This window comes from Pseudarthrobacter sp. NPDC092202, assembly GCF_044755505.1.
Lineage (GTDB): Bacteria > Actinomycetota > Actinomycetes > Actinomycetales > Micrococcaceae > Arthrobacter.
Genome location: NZ_JBIVRG010000002.1, coordinates 478428 through 497990, shown reverse-complemented (window position 1 = coordinate 497990; position 19563 = coordinate 478428). Strand labels below are relative to the sequence as shown.

Genomic DNA, 19563 nt, shown 5'->3' with positions numbered 1-19563 from the left:
GGGCCTCTTTTGTGCCTCGTTTTGCAGAAGCAGCGGTTCCTGCTCAGAACAGCGGCCAGGGCACCGCCGACATCTGACCGCCTGGAGCGGGGAACCGGCCCGCCGCGCGCAATCGGGTGCAGCGCGCGGCGAGCGACGCAATTTCTTCGGCGCTGATCAGGTCTGCCAGGTTTCGGCCCAGCTCACCGTCCAGTCCTGCGCTGACCCGGTCGATGCCCTCAAGCTCCTCGATGGTCAGGGCGTCTCCCAGCCAGCCCCACAGCACCGTACGCAGCTTGTTGTCGCGGTGAAAGGTAAGCCCGTGGTCCACGCCGTGGCGGCGCCCGTCTGGCATGGCAAGGATGTGGTCGCCCTTGCGGTCGGCATTGTTTACGACGACGTCGAACACCGCCATGCGTCTGAGCGCCCCAGAATCCTCGTGGATGAGCGCGACCATCCGTCCGGTCTCATCCTGGCCCTCGAGGACGTGTTTCCAGCCGGTCTCCGGTACGTCGTCCGACGCGACGAGGTCCACAGCGTTTTGGTCGGGGTCTCTCTCCTGCCAGAGCTGCACCATCCCTTCGCCTAGCGGACCATCCCGCAGCCAGGTGCGGGGCACCACGTTCCAGCCGAGGACCTCCGAGACCAGGTAGGCGGCAACCTCCCGGTGGGCAAGGACGCCGTCAGGAAAATCCCACAGCGGTTTTTCCCCGGCTATCGGCTTATAGACAACCATGGTGTCGCCGATGCTGCCCACGAAAGTGGCGTTCGACGCCGTCGTAATGCGCCCGGTGAGCGTCAGCTCGGCCGCCACCAGGTCCGGCGCCGGCATCAGGCCTCGGGCAAAGTGCAGACGTGCCCGTCGGCGTCTACGGGGTAACCGCAGAGCGGGCACGCGGGGCGCCCGGCGCCCACAACCTCCCGCGTGCGCTTGGCAAATGCGCGGGCGGTCCCCACGGGCATCCGCACCAGCAGCATTTCGGGCACCTCGGCGTCATCCTCATCTGGCGATTCGTCGTCACTATCAGCATCGACATCGGTGATCGGGTAGGCCTCGATCACGACCTGCGCCGTCGTAGGGTCCCACCCTAAGCCCATGGCGCCGGTCCGAAACTGCTCCTCAACGGCCTCCAGCCCGTCATTGTCAACCAGTTCGATGGGAGTACCGGTGGGAACGCTGTGAGGGTTGCCCTCGACGGTGAGAAGCTGGTCGAGGATTTCGTCGATCTTCTCCGCGAGCAGGGCCGACTGCTGCTTCTCCATGGCGATACTGACGATCTGGTTCCCCGCCCGCACCTGGAGGTAGAACGTCCGTGCGCCCGGAAGGCCAATGGTGCCGACGACGACCCGGTCAGGCCAGTCGAACTCATGAACACGTGTAGGCATAAGAGCATTTTAGGCACAGGCGCCTCACGGCGCCTGTTGCCCTGCACCGCCGCCCACCGGCGCGTCGGCAGAGAGGACGCCGTTCGACAGCCACGACAGGTCCCCGGCCTCGGTGTTGGTCGCGTAAACGCTTGGCCGGGTGCCGCTGTAGCGCACGATCGATACGGAGGCAGGGCTCACGTTGATGCGCTGGAACAGGTCGAGGTGCATGCCCAGCGCGTCGGCAAGGATTGATTTGATGACGTCACCGTGACTGACCGCGACCCATACGGCTCCTGGCCCGTACTCGGCTTCGAAGGCTGCATCGTGGCGTCGAATGGCTGCCACCGCCCGAGCCTGCATCCCGGCCATGGACTCACCGCCGGGAAAGATGACGGCGGACGGCTGCGATTGCACAGCAGCCCACAGATCTTCGGTTGCGAGATCAGTGAGCGTGCGGCCCTGCCACTGGCCGTAATCGCACTCGGTAAGATCGGGTTCCAACGGTGCGTAAGGAGTGCCGGCCTGGCGGTCGAGGATGAGCTGGGCGGTTTGCTGACAACGCTCGAGGGGGCTCGATACCACCCCTGCCAAGGGCACTGCCGCGAGCCGCTCTCCGGTAAGAACCGCCTGCTCGCGGCCAGTCTGGTCAAGGCTGACGCCGGCAGCCCGGCCGGCCAGCAGTCCAGTGGCATTGGCTGTGGTGCGGCCGTGCCGCACGAGGATTACTGTCGCCATTGACCCAGCCTATCCACCCGCTCGATGGCAGCGCCCACCCGGACCCATCAAAATCTGCCGGTCACAGCTTGCTCACGGTGATAGTGCACCCACCAAGAAGACCACCGGGGGAGTAGTGACCGGGCCGGGGCAAGGACTGAAGGGGTCTTCCCTGGTCCACTCCAGATCGTTCACCTGCTCGGCAAGCACCGGGCCGTCCTCAGCGAGGGCGCGCAGGGTGATACGGCTTGGGACCGGACCAAGGATGAAGGTAAACCGCCAGGTGTCCTCGCCCTGCCTGCTGCCGATGTAACGGGTGTCGGGGTAGGTGGGCGGCGGGACACTTGGCCCGGGTGCGGGGGAGAATTCTCCACCGGGCAGCTGTACCCAATGGTCAGTGACCGCGATGGAAGGGGCTGGGGCCGCAGTGGGTTCCGGCGCCGAGCACCCCTCGTCCGTGCACAGCTGGACGTCGTCAACCCCCTCCGCACCGCCTTCAACGGTCACTTCGAGGGTGCTGACGTAGCCAATGGCGGGACACGCCGTACTGCAGCCGGCGGCCGGCAGCGTGAGCGCAATCAGCGCGGCGACCCGGATCCCCCAACCCGTTTTCATGGATGCAGTCTATTGCTGGAAGGTGTTCGCCGGTCACATTCGAAAAACAAGCGTTCCCGGTGCAGCGTCCCACAGATGCGGTTATGGTGATTCAACCACGTGTATGCGTGACCTGGGAGCAGCGGGCAGGGTTGTAATGAGCTGGCAGAACCGCCCGCGACCCAAGGAATTTCATGAACGTGTTCACCTCCCGGCCAGCAGGCGTCTTCCCGTGGTAGCCGGAACTTCCCACACGAGGCTGCGCCGGAAGAGGATCCGGCATCCCCGGTTCACAGTAGGGGAGAGGGTGAGCTTTCTGGACGCCGGCCTTTCCGGCACGGGCGTCGTGGATGCCATGGCGGGCGACTACTCAATTGTCTGGATCTGGGCTGACGGCGGTCTTGGCCGCCGAATGTTCTTCCAGGGCTGCGGCAGTATCATCGCCTCCCTTGAGGACCAGCCGGAGTGAGCAGTGGGACTTTACCGTCCGCCTTCATCTGCTGCCGGGACGGGGCCTGTCACACGGACCCCGCCAACGGCCCCCGTCCACGGAGTATCACCGGGCCCGGGAAGGACCAGGTGCGCGAAAACGTAGCCCTGCTCGAGTTCAATGACTTTCGAAGCGGCCCCAGCACAATCCAGTGCGAGCTCCAGAGGCTGAAAGGGCGCGCCAGGGTGCTCCTGGCCAACGGAAACCTTGGCCCTTGTTGCACCAACACAGGCAGCTGTCACGGTGTACTCCCCGGCCGCCGGCACCTTCTCCATTGCTCCAAAGCCCCTGACCGGCCCATCCAGTGGCCCTTCCTCAAAAAGGATGGCGGGTCCCGGCACTGCCTTGAGCAGCCGGTCCAGCTCACCATAGTTCTTGACCTCCCGCTCCAGGACCAGCGGGTCGACATAAACCGGCGGGGACGCAGCCGACGCATCAGGGGCAGTGGTTGGCTTGTTCAATGAATCAGTGCCACCTGGTGGCGGATACCCCGGCTCAGGGTAGTCATAAGAGCACCCCGCCAGAGTGAGCAGCGAGCACGCGGCAAGCGCAACCAGCTGCCGCCTGTCCCTCGCTCCCATGGTCGTACCAGGTCCTGCCGGTCAGGCCGTCTGCCAACTCACCGGGAGTGCCTTCAGTCCGTAGACGATCGTGCTCTCCATTCGTTCCAGGCGAGCTTCCTGATCCAGAGAGAGTCCTGGCAAACGGGACAGCAGGGCCTCCAGCGCGATCCTGGCTTCGAGCCGGGCAAGGGGCGCACCGAGGCAAAAGTGAATGCCGTGGCCGAATGCCAGATGGCGGTTCTGGCCGCGGTCTATATCGAACTCGGCAGGCCGCTGGAACTGCCGCTCGTCGCGGTTGGCGGAGCCTATCCAAGCCACGACCGGTGCGCCGGCGGGAATCACTACTTCTCCCATGTCTGCCTCCGCGACAGTCATCCGATACATGGACTGGACCGGCGATCGAAAACGCAGAACCTCTTCGATGGCCTGGGGGAGCAGGGCGGGTTCGCCCAGCAGGCGGTCCAGGGTGCCCGGGTTCTCAATGAGGCACAAAACGGCGTTGCCGATCAGATTGGTTGTGGTTTCATTGCCTGCGACGAGCAACAAAGCGCAAAACCCGAGCAGTTCCGGCACCGTCAGTTTTTGGCCGTCAATCTCCGCTGCCAGCAGGGTGCTGATCAGGTCATGTCCCGGCCGGCTCCTGCGTTCGTCGATCAGGGCCAGGAAGTACTGCGTCATCTCCATGTTTGCGGCAATATGGTTCTCGCTGGCCGACCCGCTCCGCGTTTGGCTGATAATCATATCGGACCACTGTTTGAAGCGCTCACGGTCCTGGGCGGGGATGCCCATGAGTTCGGAAATCACTATGACCGGCAACGGGTAGGCCAACTCCTCAATTAGGTCGGCGCTGCCCCGGGCCGCGATTCCCTCCAGAAGCTCGTCCGTGAGCCCGGCAATGCGGGGCGCCAGAGCGTCCACCGCTTTGGGCGTGAACGCCTGCGTGACGAGGGAACGCAGCTGCCTGTGCCTTGGGGGGTCTGTAGCGATCAGGCTTGAGGCGAACAATTGGCCCGTCCCCGAAGCATCGTCACCGCCCATGTGGGACGAGAACGTTGCATATTCGGACAGTGTCCGCTGAACGTCGTCGTACCGGAATACGTGCCAACTCCCCGACTGTTCGTCGAAATAGACGGGGGCAGTTTCCCGCATGCGTTCGTAGTAGGGGAAAGGGTCGAGCTGATATTCGGGGGACGCGGTCAAATCCATGGCTGGCCTCTCTGCTCGCCTGGAACTCTTCGGCTCCACGGCCGCCCGTGCCTCAACCGGTTGGAGCGTTGAACCTTGATTTTAGCCACTGCCTGCTTCCGGGTCATTAGCACGCAGTGGCCCGGTTCAATCCGTATCGCTGCCTACTGGTGCAGGCGCTCCCGCCAGTCTGCCGGTACCTTGTCTGCCGGTGCAGGTGCCGGCTGCTCGGGTGGCCTGGATTGGGGATCCGGAAGCCTTGGTCCGCGGAAGAACTTCTTTGTGGTGTGCTCGTAGAACCAGGCCTCCCCGGGTTCAAAGGACCTCATCACGGGGTGACCGGAGGTGCCCGCGTGGGCACTGGCATGCTGTGACGGTGACGAATCGCAGCATCCGATATGGCCGCATGGGCGCAGCGGCGAAGGTGCAGCCACCATCCTGGGCCGTCACCGCTGAGGCACTCCAGGCACCCTGTTCCACTGGGTGCGGCGGTAAGGCTGATTCCCGGGATAGGGCGGTCCTCCATGGGGTTCTCCACTTCCATCGCTCCGGTCCTGTTCAGGTCATCCTCCCAGCCCGTCGTCGAGGCCATTCTGGCAGAATCTCCGCATCTTTGGAATGAGGGAATCTTGGCCGCCGGCGGGGTTCGATACAACCCCGGCCCCGGTAGAGAAGGACCTTCCCGGAGGCGTGCAGGACCCCTTGTCCCTGGTGTCCCGCCGCGAGTATCGTGAGCGCCACCGAACCATTGAACCGGAAAGACGGCCGCCATGGATGACTCGGTTCCGATCATGCTGATTGCTACCCCGGACACGGATACCCGGCGCATTCTTGGAGACGAATTACGCCGGCGCTACGGTGCCGACTACGAGGTGGTGGCCTGCGCCGGCCACGCCCACGGGCGGGCTGTGCTCGAGGGGCTTCGGCGCTGGAACCGCCCGGTGGCCCTCATCCTCGGGTGCTACGGACCCGCCGACCGCGGCGGCCTCGATTTCCTGCGCCGTGCTTACGGCTTTCATCCGGCCGCCAAGCGCGCGGTTGTGGTGACCTGGGGTGACTTCGCCAGCGCCCCCACCGTCTTCCGGGCGATCGGGCAGGGGTATGCCGAACTGCTGATCATCCGTCCCGAACGCCCGCGCGACGAAGAATTCCACGGGGCGATCACCGACGCCCTGGACGACTGGCACCTGGCCCAAGGGGTTGGGTTCGAGGCGGTCCGGCTGATCGGGGGGATAGGCGACGAAAGAACCCATGCGCTGCGCGACTCGCTGAGCCGAAACCACATCCCCGTGGGCTTCCACCCTGCCGGCTCCGAGACCGCGGAACGGACACTGGAGAGCCTGGGCCTCCGCGACCCGGTGCTGCCGGTCCTGGTGCTGGAGTTCACCGCGTCACCAATTGTCCTCCAGAATCCCAGTGACCTGGAGATCGCCGAAGCGATGGGGGTGACGCGACCGCCACCGGCGGACAAGATCTTCGATGTGGTGGTTGTGGGCGCCGGTCCTTCCGGCCTTGCCACCGCCGTATATGCCTCCTCCGAGGGCCTCGCCACCCTGGTGGTGGAGGGGGAAGCAGTGGGCGGCCAGGCCGGCACCAGCTCGTTGATCCGCAACTACCCTGGCTTCTCCCGCGGTGTGAGTGGCGCCCACCTGGCCTACCGCTCGTTCCACCAGGCCTGGACTTTGGGCACGGACTTCCTGTTCTTACGGAAGGTGGAAGGTCTGGACGCGGATGGTGCCCTGTACGCTGTGTCGATCTCCGACGGCAGCGTGGTGCGGTGCCGCACAGTGGTGGTTGCCACCGGCGTGGACTACCGCCGCCTTGGCATACCCCAGCTCGAGGATCTGGTGGGCAGGGGCGTCTTTTACGGAGCCACAGTCTCGGAGGCGCCGTCGATGGCCGGAAAAAACGTCTGCGTTGTGGGTGGCGGCAACTCGGCCGGACAGGCGGTCCTGCACCTCGCAAAGTTCGCGAAGAAGGTGACGCTGCTGGTTCGCGGACCCACTCTGTCGGTCAGTATGTCCGAATACCTCATCTCCCAGCTTGAGGCCACCCGAAACGTGGCGATCCGCTATGGGGCCGTGATAGCGGGGGCCCGTGATCGGGACGGATTCCTTGCCGCTGTCAAAGTGGGGGCAGCCGGAGCCCCCGACGCATTCCCGGCCGAGGAGATCGAAGCGGGCGGCTTGTTCGTTCTCATCGGATCGGTGCCTCGGACCTCCTGGCTGCCCGACACAGTGGAGCGCGACCCGGCCGGTTTTCTGCGCACGGGGACCAACCGGGATGCCATTGCCACCGGGTCCGTCAGGCCGGACAGGCCTCCGCTGGCGCTGGAAACCAGCATGCCCGGCATATTCGCGATCGGGGACGTGCGGGCCGGTTCGATCAAAAGGGTAGCCACCGCCGTGGGAGATGGCGCCACCGTGGTCTCGATGCTCCACACTTATCTGGCCGAGCACCCCCTTCCCGCTTCGCCGGCTGCTCCTGCTGGGGAAGCCGTACACGAGGAGTTGCCTGGTGATGTCCGCTTCAGCTGAGGCCACACCGTTGATTCCGGCAATGCGGCGGCTGCTCTACGCCGCCGCATTCCTGGTCTTTCTTGCCGGACTGGTGCTGTTCGTGTTTCCGCTGCGGACGGCGGAATGGTTCGCGTGGACAGTCAATCCGCCCATGACCGCAGTCTTCCTTGGGGCGGCATACTGGTCCGCCGCCGGCCTGGAGGTGACGGGTGCCCGGTCAGCGAGTTGGGACTCAGCGAGGCTGGCAGTCTGGCCCGTGTTCGTCTTTACCACGCTTACTCTCGGAGTCACCCTGCTGCACCTTGACCGCTTCCACCTGTCGCCGGACAGTGGTCCCCTTGCGCAGGTAGCCACCTGGGCGTGGCTGGCAATCTATGCAATCGTGCCCGTGGCCATGCTGGTGGTCAGCTGGATTCAGATCCGCGCCCTGCGTAGCGTCCCAGGGTCCGTGACGGCGGGACGGCCGGTACTGCCCCCTGCGCTCCGCCTGCTCATGGTGGCAATTGCCGGGGTTCTGCTGATCTATGGCGTGGCGCTCCTGGCAGTACCCGCCTATGCTGCGGCTTGGTGGCCGTGGACACTGTCCGAGCTCACAGCGAGGGCGGTTGGGGCGTGGCTGGTCGGCCTTGGGTGGTCCGCCGCGCAGGGCCAGCTCAGCGGCGACCTCCGCACTGTCCGCCCCGTGGCACTGACCTCGGTTGCCTTCGTCATTCTGCAGGCGCTTGCCCTGCTGCGGTATGGAGGTGCCCTGGCATGGACGAGCGCGCAGGCGATCGGCTTTGTCGCGGTACTGCTTGCCATTGGGGTGGCCGGTGGATGGGCACTCGCTCTGTCCCGTTCGCCGCGGGTCCGGGCAGGAGTTAGGTGAGCAGGCTTCCCGCCCCGGCTTGCTCCTTCTTTTGCGTCCCCTGCTCAGCGCGCTGCTTGATGCCCAACAGCATCGCGCGGTCCATGACCAGGTAGGCCGGCTGAAGCAGGAAATCCAGGAAGTGCAGCACTGCGGGCCGGTCCGGACCGCAGCGTGTGCGCAGCAGCAGCCGCGTCCCGCCGTCGTCGGCAGCGTGGAGGATAAACTGCCACGTGCCGGTTACCGTGCCTGCCGGGGCGCCCGGGCTTGCGTCGAGAACGAGGTGCCGCTCCCTCTCCAACTCCACCACCCGGGGCCCCATACGCCCTCCGGGGTAACGCGCGGGCGTGAAGGCAATAATGTCGCCTACTGCGAGGTCCTGCCACTCCGGGTGGATCCGGTCTGCGTTGGTGACGCCCAAATGCAGCAGCCCGTTCTCAACCCACGTGTACGAGTACAGTCCAGCCCGGTCAACCCCCATCTGCACCAGCCACGGCCAGACCTGCCCGGGCGGCGCGGCGATGGTCACGGCCATCGTCTGCACGGAGCCGGGTTCAGGGATCAGGTGATCGCCTGGAAGGGGCATACTTACTTCTGACCCGGCAGCACCCCACTTGCCTAAAATACGGGGCAGCACGCCGTGCGTAAGGACACCGGCAGCTGCAGCAGTCCCCACGGTTCCCGGAATCCAGCGCCCCGGAGTGCGCGCCGTTCTGCGGTGGTCCGGGGTTGGAAGTGGAAGCATCTTCCTGTCTCCTACGGTAAGTGGCGTCCGGGGACCCTACGGAAACGGTGGACACCGCCACGGAGACTACGGCCCGGCCGGCCCGGAACCCAGAGCCCAAGGTCCCTTTGGAACGGACGCGGCTGCCACGGCGCAGATGCACCACGGCACCGTGCCCAGGTGCCGGATTAGAACTTTTGGTCCGGGAACCGCATCGTCCCAGGTGAGATGGCTTACTATCGAACTCACGTCGAAACCGGCTTATTCGATGACATCTCGATGCGGACCCAGGAAGCGAACCGGGAACCAGCCGTTGGGGGCGGTCCAGGTCCTGGCCCGAACTAATCCTGGGGGAGCCTGATGGTGCAGCACCGACTGAACAAGCATGACTGTACTGCCCACACCACTGATGTTCTGCACCGTTTGGGACTCCTCGTGCCGTGCATTGCAGGGGAGGATCTCAGTCCGGTTGGTGCGGCGGAGCTGGCGAACTGGATCGATGTGGAGCTCGAGGCCGAACCCGAGATTGCCGGTCACACCTGGCAGGTGGGCCTGGGCGATGAAGTTGGCCTGCTTGTCCGCCCCGACCACGACGATCTGGCCGAACTCCTGGGCGGGCAGGCCGGCGTCCGCTCGGTCGTCCAGCTCGATCGGGAGGTGTTCGCCGTTGACGCGCCCCGGTTGTGCGCTGATGGACTGCGCGCAGCCGTGATGCAGGCTGTCGCAGCTGCCAACGCCAGGGCGCATGATCCCTCTGTCGCGGAGCAGCTGGATGTCCCGGCCGGAGGCGGCGCCACCCCGGACATCTCAGCAACTATGTCCCATCCGCCGCAGCCGGTGGAACCTGAAGAGGATGATGACCTGTGCCGGCTGGTTTGCGGGGACGCCGCCAGCGGTGGCCGGCGGGTTCAAGTGTGGGTCAACATGAACGGCATCCTTATCCTGCCCGCTGGAACCATCCCGCACGGTCCGTTGGACCAGGGCGAGAATCCCCGCTTTCAGCGCGCCACCGTGACGCCGGCGCGTGCTGTCAGGCTTGCCAAGCAACACGCAGGGCGGTGGATCCCGTATGCCTACCTCGGCAATCTCCGGCTCCGCCGGCCCGGGCTGGTACGCCGCCGTTGGTCGGCCACTGTTGTGGAGCGGGACGGCTTTTCTGTCCCCTTAAGCTGGCGGGGAACGCGTCCACACGCGCTGTTGCTGTGGGGGTACGTTGTGGCCAGGCGCGGGCTCGGCGCGGCGGACGGGCTGCCCTAGAAGGGACGTGGCGGGAGGCTGCGAAGCGTTGATAATTCACGCTTCCGCAAGAAGTGCTCAACGTCCTGTCAATATTCCGGAAGCATTCAGGAACCGGGCCGTCAGCCGCTGTTTTTCGAACCCTTCCGGATCTACGCTGTCCAGCATCCGAAAGTTTGGGAGACGGCCATGGGCGCTGATGCCACACCACTGCTGTTGGGCGAGCGGGTTCCCGGGCAGGCAGTGCTTGAAGAGCTGATGGCGCTCCAAAGCCGCGTTCCGCCCCGCAACTGGCTGCAGCGGGTCTTTGGTGCCAGCCCGCTCAGACCGGAAACCATCACGTGGTACAAAGGAGCGCTCGGCGAGATCGCCGTCGGGCAGATCCTTGAGGGGCTCGGTCCCGAGTGGCTGGTCCTGCATGCAGTGCCGGTGGGCACAGGCTCCGCGGATATAGACCACGTGCTGGTGGGGCCGGCGGGAGTCTTTACCTTGAACACCAAGAACCACTCCGGCCGGCCCGTGTGGGTGGCGGGGCGGGCGCTCCTGGTTGCGGGCAAGAGGACACGGCACCTTCTTTGCTCTGCGCACGAAGCCGCCCGGGCAGCAAAGCTTCTGAGCGCGGCGGCTGGCTTCCCTATCGAGGTGACCGGCGTCGTCGTCATCGTCAACCCGAAGAAGCTAACCATCAAAGCGCGGCCCGAGCGCTTGGCTGTCGTGAGGGATGCACGGCTCCTTGCCTGGCTGCGCCAGTTGCCGCCCGTGCTGGGCGCGGAGCAGGTGGCACAAATCGCGGAGGCGGCCGTCCGGCCGGGGACCTGGTGCCGGCAGCCTCCTGCCACCACCGATCTGCCGGCCCTTCAGCGCAGCTTCACTGCCCTCCGGCTGCTTGTGGACCAGGCACGACAACGGCAGGCAGCCTGGGCGTTAGGCGTTCCGGCCATCGGGTTTGTGATGCTGGCTAACAGCGCACAGTGGGGCGCCGCAATCCTCCAGGGCCTCGGCGGACCCTGAACCAGCCGGGACGTTGGCCTCTGGATGCGGCAGGGGAGTGCCGCACAGACTGGGGTGATGCAAGCCCACCTGCGTTGGAGCGTTGTGCTCATATCCGCTGCTACGATAGCCGCTTACGCCCGGTTTGTGCGTCCCTGGCAGCTCCACTGGGGTGCGACGCCGGAAGAAGTCTCGCGAGCTTTGCCCGGAGATGACCTCGTGCTGAGGCCAACGTTCAACGCCACGCGGGCCATCACGGTCGGCGCGCCACCGGAGCAGATCTGGCCGTGGCTGGTCCAGGCCGGACTTACCCGGGCCGGTTGGTACAGCTACGACATCCTCGACAACCTGGGCCGTCCAAGCGCGCGCCGCATCATTCCCGAACTCCAGAAGCTCGCCGTGGGCGACATCGTGCCGATGAGTCCCGACGGCAAGCACGGCATGCCAGTCCAAGCGATTGAAGCTCCAAGGTCCATGGTCTGGGGTACCCCGGGAGACACCACCTGGACATGGCAGCTCGACCCTATTTCGGACGGCTCAACGCGGTTGATCAGCCGTGTGCGTTCGCGGTACCGGTGGCTCTCGCCCACTATCGCTTTCTCCCTCTTGCTTGAGTTCGGCGACTTCTGGATGATGCGCAAAATGCTGCTGAACCTCCGCGACCGGGCTGAATCAATCGGCTCTGGATGATGAGGTACACCAGGTCTAGATTGGTGCTTGGCTTATGCAGCGGGCCCGCCACAGCGAAACGAGGAGGGGACCATGAGCCCCACGCCAAAACAACCGATCACAGATGACAGCATCCAAGTCCGGCAGGTCAACCATTACCAGTTCAGCTGGGTGGCCGGAGACGCAGGAAAGCCTGGTACGTGGACCCTTCAGCTGGTCCTCGACCAAGGGGCCTGGGAAGAAGTGCTCACGCTCGACGCCGAAGATGCCGAGGTCCTCCATGGCCTCCTGAAACGGTCAGACACCGTCTACTACGATGTGCGGCGGCGGACCCTGATGTTTGGAACCACACAAGCTGGGCAGTGATGAGCCCAGAGCTTGTGGTCTTGCCGGTGGGATTCGAACGGTTCCACCGGCGGGACTTCATCAACTACCAACTCAACCGTGCCCATGCCCTGGGCTTTGCGGACCGGGATGAGCTGCTCGGCGCTGCCACATCCATACGGCGGATGGAGGACTGTGCCGCCGTGTTCGAGGGCTTGTCCAATCGGGCCGCAGCCGAGGACCGGCACCGGCAGGCAGCAGGTTACGCCAGGATCGCGGAGTTCTTCACGCCGCCACGGTCAGTGGAGAAAGCGGACCGCTACCGCCGCTACCTGCAGCTCTTTGACACGGCATTCGGTGCCAGACTGACACGGCACAGCATCCCCTACGGCGGGGCGTCGCTGCCGGCCTATGCGCTTCCGGCATCCGGCACACGAACCGGCGGCACGGTGCTGCTGCACGGCGGGTTCGACTCCCTGATCGAGGAATTCTTCCCCATCTGCCAGCGGATCGCGGCCGCCGGATTCCACGTGATTGCCTTCGAAGGGCCGGGCCAAGGCGGTGCCCGGACACTGAACGGGCTCACCTTCGACCACGACTGGGAAAAGCCGGTGGGGGCGGTATTGGACCACTTCCGGCTCGGCCAGGCTGCCCTGGTGGGCATCTCGATGGGCGGGTACTGGGCATTGCGTGCCGCAGGACGCGAGCCCCGCATCCAACGCGTCGTGGCCTGGCCGCCGGTATATGACTGGCTTTACAGGGTGCCGCGCGTGGCGCGCGGCCCGATCCGTGCCATGGTGCGGCGCCGCGGCTTCATGCGGTGGAGCGTACGCACCCGTGCCCGGCTGTTTCCAACCCTCCGTGCAGTGGTGGACCAGGTGCTGTACATGCTGGACAGCGACGATCCGGCGGACGTCGCCGAGTGGTTCCTGGGAATGAACAAGGAGCACTTGGGCAGCGGCCGGGTGAGCCAGGACGTGCTGCTGATGTGCGGCGAACATGACGCCTTCCAGCCGCCGGCGCTGGCCCGGGCGCAGGCGAAGGCGCTGGTGGCTGCCCGAAGCGTCACCACGCGCACCTTCACCCGGGCCGAGCACGCCGACCAGCACTGCCAGATGGGAAACCTCGAGCTCGCCTGCGGGGTCCTGACCACCTGGCTGCGGGCCGTTGACACGAGCTCAGCCGAAACGTCCCCAGCCTGAGGACAGGCGGTCCCGAACACCGGGACCACCTCCCCGTTTCAGCGTCCGACGACGTCGAGCGCCACGAGGTGCGCGCCCTCACCTTCCGCGAAGACCGCCAGGGCCGTGCTCGCCTCTGCAGGGAACACAAGGTCCGTGATGGTGGCGAGCCCGTCCTGGGCGAAGACCTCCACTGAGCAGCGGTCCAGATGGATCCTCAGGCGGAGGCGGCCATCGTGCAGCGGCACCGCGACGGCTTCGACGGAAGGGAAGGTGTGGTGGAAGCCGGCCTGTCCCGACTCCCGCCGGTCCAGGCGGAGCAAGCCCTCCTCCACGTCGTAGCTGAGGACGGTGCGTTCCGCTCCGCCAGCCCGGACCAGCAGCCCCACGCTGTTTGCTGTGCCCGGCTCGAATTCGACGTCAATACGGGCAACGGCTGCTGAGGCCGGAAGCTCGAGGACACCAGGAGGCAAGGGCCGCGGGCCGCAGCGGACGCCGGGTGATATCGCCCCTTCGAAAGGATCGATGGCAGCCTGGCGCAGCACCACTTTTCCGTCCAGCCTGGCCAGCGAGACTTCCCGCGGCAGCGACATCGCGCTTCGCCAGCCGCCGGTGGGTGTGGAGCCGGCATAGTCCCAGTTGTTCATCCAGCCGATCATGATCCGCCGGCCGTCAGCGATCCCGCTGAAGGAGACCGCAGCGTAGTAGTCGCGGCCCCAGTCCAGCCAGCCGTACTCCCGCATGAGGCTGCCGTCCTGTTGGAGGCCCTCGGTGACGGTGGATTCGGAACGGAACGCCACGCCGTCGAACTCTCCCAGGAAGTACTGCCCCGCCGAGCCGCCGGCGATGCCGCCAGGGTTGATGTTCACAATAAGGACCCACCGGCTGTCCGCCGGATTCCCGTCCACGGGCAGTTCGAAGAGGTCCGGGCACTCCCAGACCCCGCCGGTGGCGTTGGCAGGTCCGAACGTGCTGAGGTGCTCCCAGTTCTTAAGGTTCGCCGACTTGTACAGGACCACCTGGCGCTCCACCGCCTCAACGGCGACCATGACCCAGTAACTGCCGGCACCGCCGTCGTACCGGAAAACCTTCGGGTCCCGGAAGTCAGCGGACGCCCGGTCCAGGACGGGATTGCCGGAGTACTTGGTCCAGGTGGCGCCCTCGTCGAGGCTGTACGCCAGCGAGTGCGCCTGGCGGCCGGCCAGCGGCGAGGAGCCACTGTAGGCGCTGGTGTAAATGGCCACCAGCGGAGGATTGCCGGCAGTGCCCAGCCCGCTGGTGTTGTGCTCGTCAAACACGGCCGAGCCGGAGAAGATGGCCTCACGCTCGTCGCACGGGATGGCCACCTGCCTCTCTTCCCAAGAGAGCAGGTCGCGGGAGGTTGCGTGGCCCCAGGACATGTTGCCCCAGTCCGGGCCGAACGGGTTGTGCTGGTAGAAGAGGTGGTACGTGCCGTTCAGGTACACCAGCCCGTTGGGATCGTTCAGCCAGTTCCGTTCTGAGGTGAAGTGCCACTCGGGCCGGAACGGGTCCGCGGCGGAACTGGCTGGAGTGGCGGGACCGGCGGTCCCTGTGGCGGAAGCGGACGGTGCCCCGGCCGTCGTCGTCAATACCTCCATGCTCAGCCCTTCACGCCGCTGGAGGCGATGCTGTTGACGAACGATCGCTGGAAGGCGATGAAGAGCACCACCACCGGAACCGTGATGAGGGACGCGTACGCCATGACCTCGCCCCACGAGACGTTCAGCTGGAAGAAGTACTGGATGCCGATCATCACCGGGCGCAGCTCCTCGGACTGAACCACCATGAGGGGCCAGAGGTAGGAGTTCCAGGCCGGGAGGAACGTCAGGATGGCCACGGTGGCGGTGGCCGGTCCGGAGAGCGGCATGACCACCTGGCGGTAGATCTTGAACCAGCCGGCGCCGTCGATGCGTGCGGCCTCGTCCAGTTCCTTGGGGATGGACTCGAAGTACTGGTGGAACAGGTAGATGGAGAAGGCGTTGGCGATGAACGGGATGATCTGGACCTGGTAGGTGTCCAGCCAGCCCTTGGAGAATTCCAGGCTGAAGCCGTTCAGTTCGAAGTAGGGGAGCTGGTTGACCCACCACACGAGCGGCAGGGCGAGGGTCTGGAAGGGCACGATCAGCGTGGCCAGGATCGCAGTGAAAACGATCTTCTTTCCACGGACCTGCATCCGGGACAGGGCGAAGGCGCAGAGGCTGTTGACGAAGATCCCCAGGATGACGGTGACGGCTGAGACGCCCACAGAGTTGAGCAGGAACCGGGCTGCCGGGACGCGGTCGAAGACGGCTGTGTAGTTGTCGAGGGAGATGTTGCCCACCGGCAGGAACGCTGCCAGGGAGGACATGTCGCCGAAGATCTGCTGGTCCGGCTTCAGCGAGGACACCAGCATAAAGACGATGGGGAACGCTGCGACCACCGCGAAGAGGATGCGCACCAGCATGGTGCCGGCACTTTTGAGGAGTACTTGGTTTTTCATGTCAGTCTTTCTCCCGCGTGAGGTGGCGCTGCACCGCGGAGACGGTCAGGACGAGGACGAAGAACACCAGCGAAATCGCCGAGGCGTAGGAGGTTTCCTGCTGCCGGTAGCCGGACTGGACAGCCTCGTAAATGATGGTGGTGGTCGAGTCCATCGGACCGCCTTGGGTCATCACGCTGATCTGGTCGAAGAGGCCAAGGGCCTGGATGGTGATGGTCACGAGGACCAGGCTGCGGGTGTGGAACAGCCCGGGCCAGGTGACATAGCGGAACTGCTGCCAGCGGCTGGTGCCGTCCAGCTGCGAGGCCTCGTACAGTTCGCCGGAGATGCCCTGGAGTCCGGCCAGCCAGATGATCATGTGGAAGCCGGCTGCCTGCCAGATGGACAGGATGATGATGGCCGGCATTGCCGTGTTCGGGTCCCCGAGCCAGTCCGGGCCGTCGATCAGGCCGAAGCTGACCGCGGAGAGGATCTCGTTGATCAGGCCGTCCTTGCGGTACATGAACAGCCACAGCAGCGACACCACCACCATGGAGGTGACCACGGGGACGAAGTACACGGTTCGGAAGAAATTGACGCCCCGGAACTTCTTGTTGATCAGCAGCGCCATCACCAGGGCCAGGCCGGACTGCACCGGCACAATCACGACGGTGAAGTAGGCGACGTTGAGCAGGGCCCGGTAGAACGTGGGGTCCGAGAAGAGGCGGGCGAAGTTGTCCACGCCCACGAACTCGACCGGACGGGGCGAGATGAGGCGTGCGTTGGTGAAGGCCAGGCCGAAGCCGAGGATGGCCGGGATGAAGATGAAGGCCAGCAGCAGAACTGCCGCCGGAGCGATCATGCCCCACCCGCTGAGCTGCTCGCGGCGGAAGCCGGGGCGGCTGTGGGCCTTGGGGGCCTTGCCTTTCGCGTTCGACGGCGGCGGGGCAGTTTCCGGCGTGGCTGGACTTGGGCGTGTGGGAAGGGAAGCAGTTGCCATGGGGGTCTCCGTAGATCGGGCTGCCGGGTGTTTGCGGCGCGTTGCGGCGCCGCACCATCCGGCGTGCTCCGGCTAGTTCTTGTAGCCGCCGTTGGACTTGATGTTGGCGTCGATCGCCTTCACGGCGCTGTCCAGCGTGGACTGGGGGTCGGCCCCGTTCAGGATGTCCTGGGTGGCCTTGCCGAACTCGGTGGCAATGAAGGGGTAGGCGGGTGTTTCAGGACGCATGACGGCGTATTCCCGGGAGAAGTCCATGAAGATCCGGTTGGCACCGCCCTCGGCAAAGCTGGGAATCTGGGCCGCAGCCGCTTCGCTGGCCGGAATGGCGCCGGTGGCCTTGGCCACCGCGGCGATGTTTTCCGGCTTCAGCGAGTACGCCAGATAGTCCATGGCTGCGCCGGTATCGGTGCAGCCGCTGGTGACGCCCCACTGCCAGGATGCGCCGCCGATCTTCGGGCCCTGGCCGAGGTCCACCGGCGGCATGACCACAAGGTCGTCACCGAGGGTCTCCTTGGCCTTGTCCGCAGCCCATGAGCCGGTGTACACGATGGCGCTCTTGTTGTTCAGGAAGTCCTGGGTGGAATCCTTGCCGCTCTTCTTGGCCATGAACCCTTCGTCGGCAAGCCCGTGGAACCAGTTGGCCCACTCCACTGCTTCGTCACCGTTCAGCTCACCCTCGGCACTCTGGAAACCGTCGCGGTTCACCAGGTCGCCGCCGAAAGACTGCAGGAAGGGGGAGTAGGCGTAGGGGAGCCATTCACCGGTGCCGGCCGTGCCGAGGTCCAGCGGGTGCTCCCACTTGCCCAGGGCCTTGAGCTTGGTGAGGGCGTCCTGGAACTCTTCCTTGGTCCAGGGCTGTTCAATTGTGGCAACCCGGACACCTGCCGCCTCCAGGTCTGAGGCGCGGGCCATCATGGCCAGGGCGACGTCGTAGTAGCCCACGGCGTAGGGCTTGCCATCCCATTCAGCCACGGTGCTGGGCAGGTGCTTGGACAGGTCCGTGCCCAGTTCGAGGGGTTCCAGGTACCCGGCCCAGGCCCAGTTGGGCACGTTCGGGCCGTCGATGTCCACAATGCAGGGGAGGTTGCCGGCGGCGGCCGCGGAGACCACGGAGTCGTTGTAGGAGTCCTGGGGGAAGGCCTGGACTTTGACCTTCACTTTGTCCTGGCTGCTGTTGTAGGAATCGACGATTCCCTGCACCGCGGCCAGCTCCTCCGGGTTGCCGGCGTTGTGGGTCCAGAGGGCAATTTCGCCGGATCCTTCCGTGGAAGAGGAGGCGCTGCCTTTGCCGCAGCCGGCGAGGGTGGCGGTGAGGGCGGCAGCGGCTATGCTGGTCGCCAGGATCCTGGTGAGCTTCTTGTTCATGGGTCGGTCTTTCTGCTTGGACAGCGGGGGATTGATGCGGGGTCCTGCAGGGAACGCGGCCGCTGCAACGGCTGCGTTCCCGTTTTTGTGGGGGATGTGGAGAGTGGCGGTGCCAGTAGCTGGACCGGCTGTGCCGGTCAGCCCTTGGGCGGAGCGACGGACTGCCGCTCAACCAGGGGGCACGGGATTTTTTCGTGGGTCCGGGGCGCTTCGGGGTTTTCGAGTTCGTTGAGGAGCTTCAGGACTGCCCACCGGCCCATCTCGTAGTGGGGGAGTGCCATGGTGGACAGGCCGGGCCAGAGCCCATCGGCGATGAGCTCAAGGTTGTCCACGCCAACCACCGAAACATCCTCCGGGACGCGAAGGCCCAGGTGGCCGGCGGCCTGGTACGTGCCCATGGCCATCGGGTCGTTGAAGCAGAACAGCGCGGTGGGACGCTCCTTCCTTGACAGCAGGTCCAGCGCCGCCTCCCGGCCGCCCGCTGTGCTGGGGTGGCCCGCAACGAGGAACTCCTCGGGCAGCCGAAGCCCGTGCCGGTCCAGGCCGGCCCGGAATCCTGCGAGCCGCCCGTGGGCGGCAGGAATATCGTCCTCGTTGTTGATCATGGCGATCTTGCGGTGCCCCGCCGTCACCAGCAGCTCGGCGGCACAATCGCCGGCGCCAAACTCGTCCGGCACCACGGAGGACAGCCCGGGGTTGTCCGAGGTGGCATCCAGCACGATGGTGGGCACTGCCCGGAGCTCCTCCGGAACGGATACCTGCTGGTTGAACATGCGCGCGAAGATGATGCCGTCCACCTGGTGCTGCTGCAGTGCCCGGATCTCCTGGCGCTCGAGTTCGTTGTCCAGGCCGGAGTTGACCACCATCAGCAGGTGCCCGTGTTCGGACGCGGCGTCCTGCGCACCCTGGATCATGGCGCCGGCAAAAGGGGTGGTGGTGATTTCGTCGCTGACAAGGCCAAGGATCTGGGAGCGCTGGTTGCGCAGCCCGCTTGCCATCCGGTTGGGGGCGTAGCCGAGATCGCCGGCCACAGCTTTAATGTGCTCCACGGTCCGGGCGTTGACCCGGGAGCTGTGCGCTTCGCTCAGGGCATGCGACACAGTTGTTACGGAGACGCCTGCGGCTTTCGCCACGTCCCGGATGTTTACCTTTGTCGCCATTGACTTCGTTCCTTTGCAAAACGTTTTGTATGTTGCTTGCATCACTATATGCAAAACGTTTTGCAACCGTCAAGCTTTCTGGCGGATTCCGCTGCGGGTTACTTCGCGCAGACGGGGACCAAAAGCCCTTTTCCCCGGGGTAAGCCAGCCCGCGTCTTCCCGGAAAATTTCCCTTG

Annotated in this window: 20 protein-coding genes and 1 pseudogene; 8 read left to right on the top strand and 13 right to left on the bottom strand. The window is 65.4% G+C overall.

The window, feature by feature from the left end; translation table 11 throughout:
- Nucleotides 1-43: 43 nt before the first annotated feature.
- From ACIQF4_RS05720 to ACIQF4_RS05705, 4 genes are all read right to left on the bottom strand, one after another.
- Entirely contained in the window at nucleotides 44-811 is a 768-nt protein-coding gene (locus tag ACIQF4_RS05720) for an SCO1664 family protein (RefSeq protein ID WP_400514471.1), read from the bottom strand.
- Nucleotides 811-1365: a DUF3090 domain-containing protein gene (locus ACIQF4_RS05715; protein WP_400514468.1), complete on the bottom strand. Its 555-nt coding sequence runs from the start codon at nucleotides 1363-1365 to the stop codon at nucleotides 811-813. The genes ACIQF4_RS05720 and ACIQF4_RS05715 overlap by 1 nt, the downstream gene beginning before the upstream one ends.
- 24 nt (nucleotides 1366-1389) lie before the next feature.
- Nucleotides 1390-2082, bottom strand: a complete 693-nt coding sequence (locus ACIQF4_RS05710; protein WP_400514467.1) for a histidine phosphatase family protein — start codon at nucleotides 2080-2082, stop codon at nucleotides 1390-1392.
- Nucleotides 2083-2154: 72 nt separating this feature from the next.
- Nucleotides 2155-2676: a hypothetical protein gene (locus tag ACIQF4_RS05705; RefSeq protein WP_400514465.1), complete on the bottom strand. Its 522-nt coding sequence runs from the start codon at nucleotides 2674-2676 to the stop codon at nucleotides 2155-2157.
- Between the two features lie 286 nt (nucleotides 2677-2962).
- Between ACIQF4_RS05705 and ACIQF4_RS05700 the strand changes: the two genes are divergently transcribed.
- Nucleotides 2963-3124 (top strand): hypothetical protein, encoded by a 162-nt coding sequence (locus ACIQF4_RS05700; protein WP_400514463.1) that lies wholly within the window; start codon nucleotides 2963-2965, stop codon nucleotides 3122-3124.
- Nucleotides 3125-3135: 11 nt separating this feature from the next.
- Here the strand turns inward: ACIQF4_RS05700 and ACIQF4_RS05695 are convergent, their stop codons facing one another.
- The 3 genes and pseudogenes from ACIQF4_RS05695 to ACIQF4_RS05685 all read right to left on the bottom strand — a co-directional run bounded on the left by ACIQF4_RS05695 (nucleotide 3136) and on the right by ACIQF4_RS05685 (nucleotide 5419).
- Nucleotides 3136-3606: a hypothetical protein gene (locus tag ACIQF4_RS05695; RefSeq protein WP_400514461.1), complete on the bottom strand. Its 471-nt coding sequence runs from the start codon at nucleotides 3604-3606 to the stop codon at nucleotides 3136-3138.
- 141 nt (nucleotides 3607-3747) lie between these two features.
- Nucleotides 3748-4914 carry a cytochrome P450 gene (locus tag ACIQF4_RS05690; RefSeq protein ID WP_400514459.1) on the bottom strand — a complete coding sequence of 389 codons (1167 nt, stop codon included), beginning with the start codon at nucleotides 4912-4914 and terminating at the stop codon, nucleotides 3748-3750.
- A 143-nt stretch (nucleotides 4915-5057) separates the two neighbouring features.
- Nucleotides 5058-5419, bottom strand: a pseudogene (locus ACIQF4_RS05685) (UBP-type zinc finger domain-containing protein).
- Nucleotides 5420-5663: 244 nt separating this feature from the next.
- Here ACIQF4_RS05685 and ACIQF4_RS05680 point away from each other — a divergent pair.
- Both ACIQF4_RS05680 and ACIQF4_RS05675 read left to right on the top strand, forming a co-directional pair.
- Nucleotides 5664-7430 (top strand): FAD-dependent oxidoreductase, encoded by a 1767-nt coding sequence (locus ACIQF4_RS05680; protein ID WP_400514457.1) that lies wholly within the window; start codon nucleotides 5664-5666, stop codon nucleotides 7428-7430.
- Nucleotides 7414-8280 (top strand): hypothetical protein, encoded by an 867-nt coding sequence (locus ACIQF4_RS05675; protein WP_400514455.1) that lies wholly within the window; start codon nucleotides 7414-7416, stop codon nucleotides 8278-8280. Before ACIQF4_RS05680 ends, ACIQF4_RS05675 begins: the two co-directional genes overlap by 17 nt.
- Here ACIQF4_RS05675 and ACIQF4_RS05670 read toward each other — a convergent pair.
- A complete protein-coding gene (locus ACIQF4_RS05670; RefSeq protein WP_400514453.1) occupies nucleotides 8273-8845 on the bottom strand; it encodes a hypothetical protein in 573 nt (190 codons plus the stop codon). The genes ACIQF4_RS05675 and ACIQF4_RS05670 overlap by 8 nt on opposite strands.
- 573 nt (nucleotides 8846-9418) lie before the next feature.
- On the opposite strand from ACIQF4_RS05670, the gene ACIQF4_RS05665 reads away from it, so the two are divergent.
- The 5 genes from ACIQF4_RS05665 (at nucleotide 9419) to ACIQF4_RS05645 (ending at nucleotide 13404) form a co-directional block, all read left to right on the top strand.
- On the top strand, nucleotides 9419-10240 hold the full coding sequence (locus ACIQF4_RS05665; protein ID WP_400514452.1) for a hypothetical protein: 822 nt from the start codon (nucleotides 9419-9421) through the stop codon (nucleotides 10238-10240).
- Between the two features lie 168 nt (nucleotides 10241-10408).
- Nucleotides 10409-11230: a nuclease-related domain-containing protein gene (locus ACIQF4_RS05660; protein ID WP_400514450.1), complete on the top strand. Its 822-nt coding sequence runs from the start codon at nucleotides 10409-10411 to the stop codon at nucleotides 11228-11230.
- 180 nt (nucleotides 11231-11410) lie between these two features.
- Entirely contained in the window at nucleotides 11411-11899 is a 489-nt protein-coding gene (locus ACIQF4_RS05655) for a hypothetical protein (protein ID WP_400579856.1), read from the top strand.
- Nucleotides 11900-11971: 72 nt separating this feature from the next.
- Nucleotides 11972-12244, top strand: a complete 273-nt coding sequence (locus ACIQF4_RS05650; protein ID WP_066276524.1) for a hypothetical protein — start codon at nucleotides 11972-11974, stop codon at nucleotides 12242-12244.
- Nucleotides 12244-13404 carry an alpha/beta fold hydrolase gene (locus tag ACIQF4_RS05645; RefSeq protein WP_400514446.1) on the top strand — a complete coding sequence of 387 codons (1161 nt, stop codon included), beginning with the start codon at nucleotides 12244-12246 and terminating at the stop codon, nucleotides 13402-13404. The genes ACIQF4_RS05650 and ACIQF4_RS05645 overlap by 1 nt, the downstream gene beginning before the upstream one ends.
- Nucleotides 13405-13442: 38 nt before the next feature.
- Here the strand turns inward: ACIQF4_RS05645 and ACIQF4_RS05640 are convergent, their stop codons facing one another.
- From ACIQF4_RS05640 to ACIQF4_RS05620, 5 genes are all read right to left on the bottom strand, one after another.
- The gene (locus tag ACIQF4_RS05640) at nucleotides 13443-15002 is read right to left on the bottom strand and encodes a glycoside hydrolase family 32 protein (protein ID WP_400514444.1); all 1560 of its coding nucleotides are present in this window, start codon (nucleotides 15000-15002) and stop codon (nucleotides 13443-13445) included.
- A gap of 2 nt (nucleotides 15003-15004) precedes the next feature.
- Nucleotides 15005-15883 (bottom strand): carbohydrate ABC transporter permease, encoded by an 879-nt coding sequence (locus tag ACIQF4_RS05635; RefSeq protein ID WP_400514442.1) that lies wholly within the window; start codon nucleotides 15881-15883, stop codon nucleotides 15005-15007.
- Nucleotide 15884: 1 nt separating this feature from the next.
- On the bottom strand, nucleotides 15885-16862 hold the full coding sequence (locus ACIQF4_RS05630) for a carbohydrate ABC transporter permease (protein WP_400514440.1): 978 nt from the start codon (nucleotides 16860-16862) through the stop codon (nucleotides 15885-15887).
- Between the two features lie 72 nt (nucleotides 16863-16934).
- Nucleotides 16935-18227 carry an ABC transporter substrate-binding protein gene (locus tag ACIQF4_RS05625; RefSeq protein ID WP_400514438.1) on the bottom strand — a complete coding sequence of 431 codons (1293 nt, stop codon included), beginning with the start codon at nucleotides 18225-18227 and terminating at the stop codon, nucleotides 16935-16937.
- Between the two features lie 137 nt (nucleotides 18228-18364).
- Entirely contained in the window at nucleotides 18365-19387 is a 1023-nt protein-coding gene (locus ACIQF4_RS05620; RefSeq protein ID WP_400514436.1) for a LacI family DNA-binding transcriptional regulator, read from the bottom strand.
- Between the last annotated feature and the right edge of the window lie 176 nt (nucleotides 19388-19563).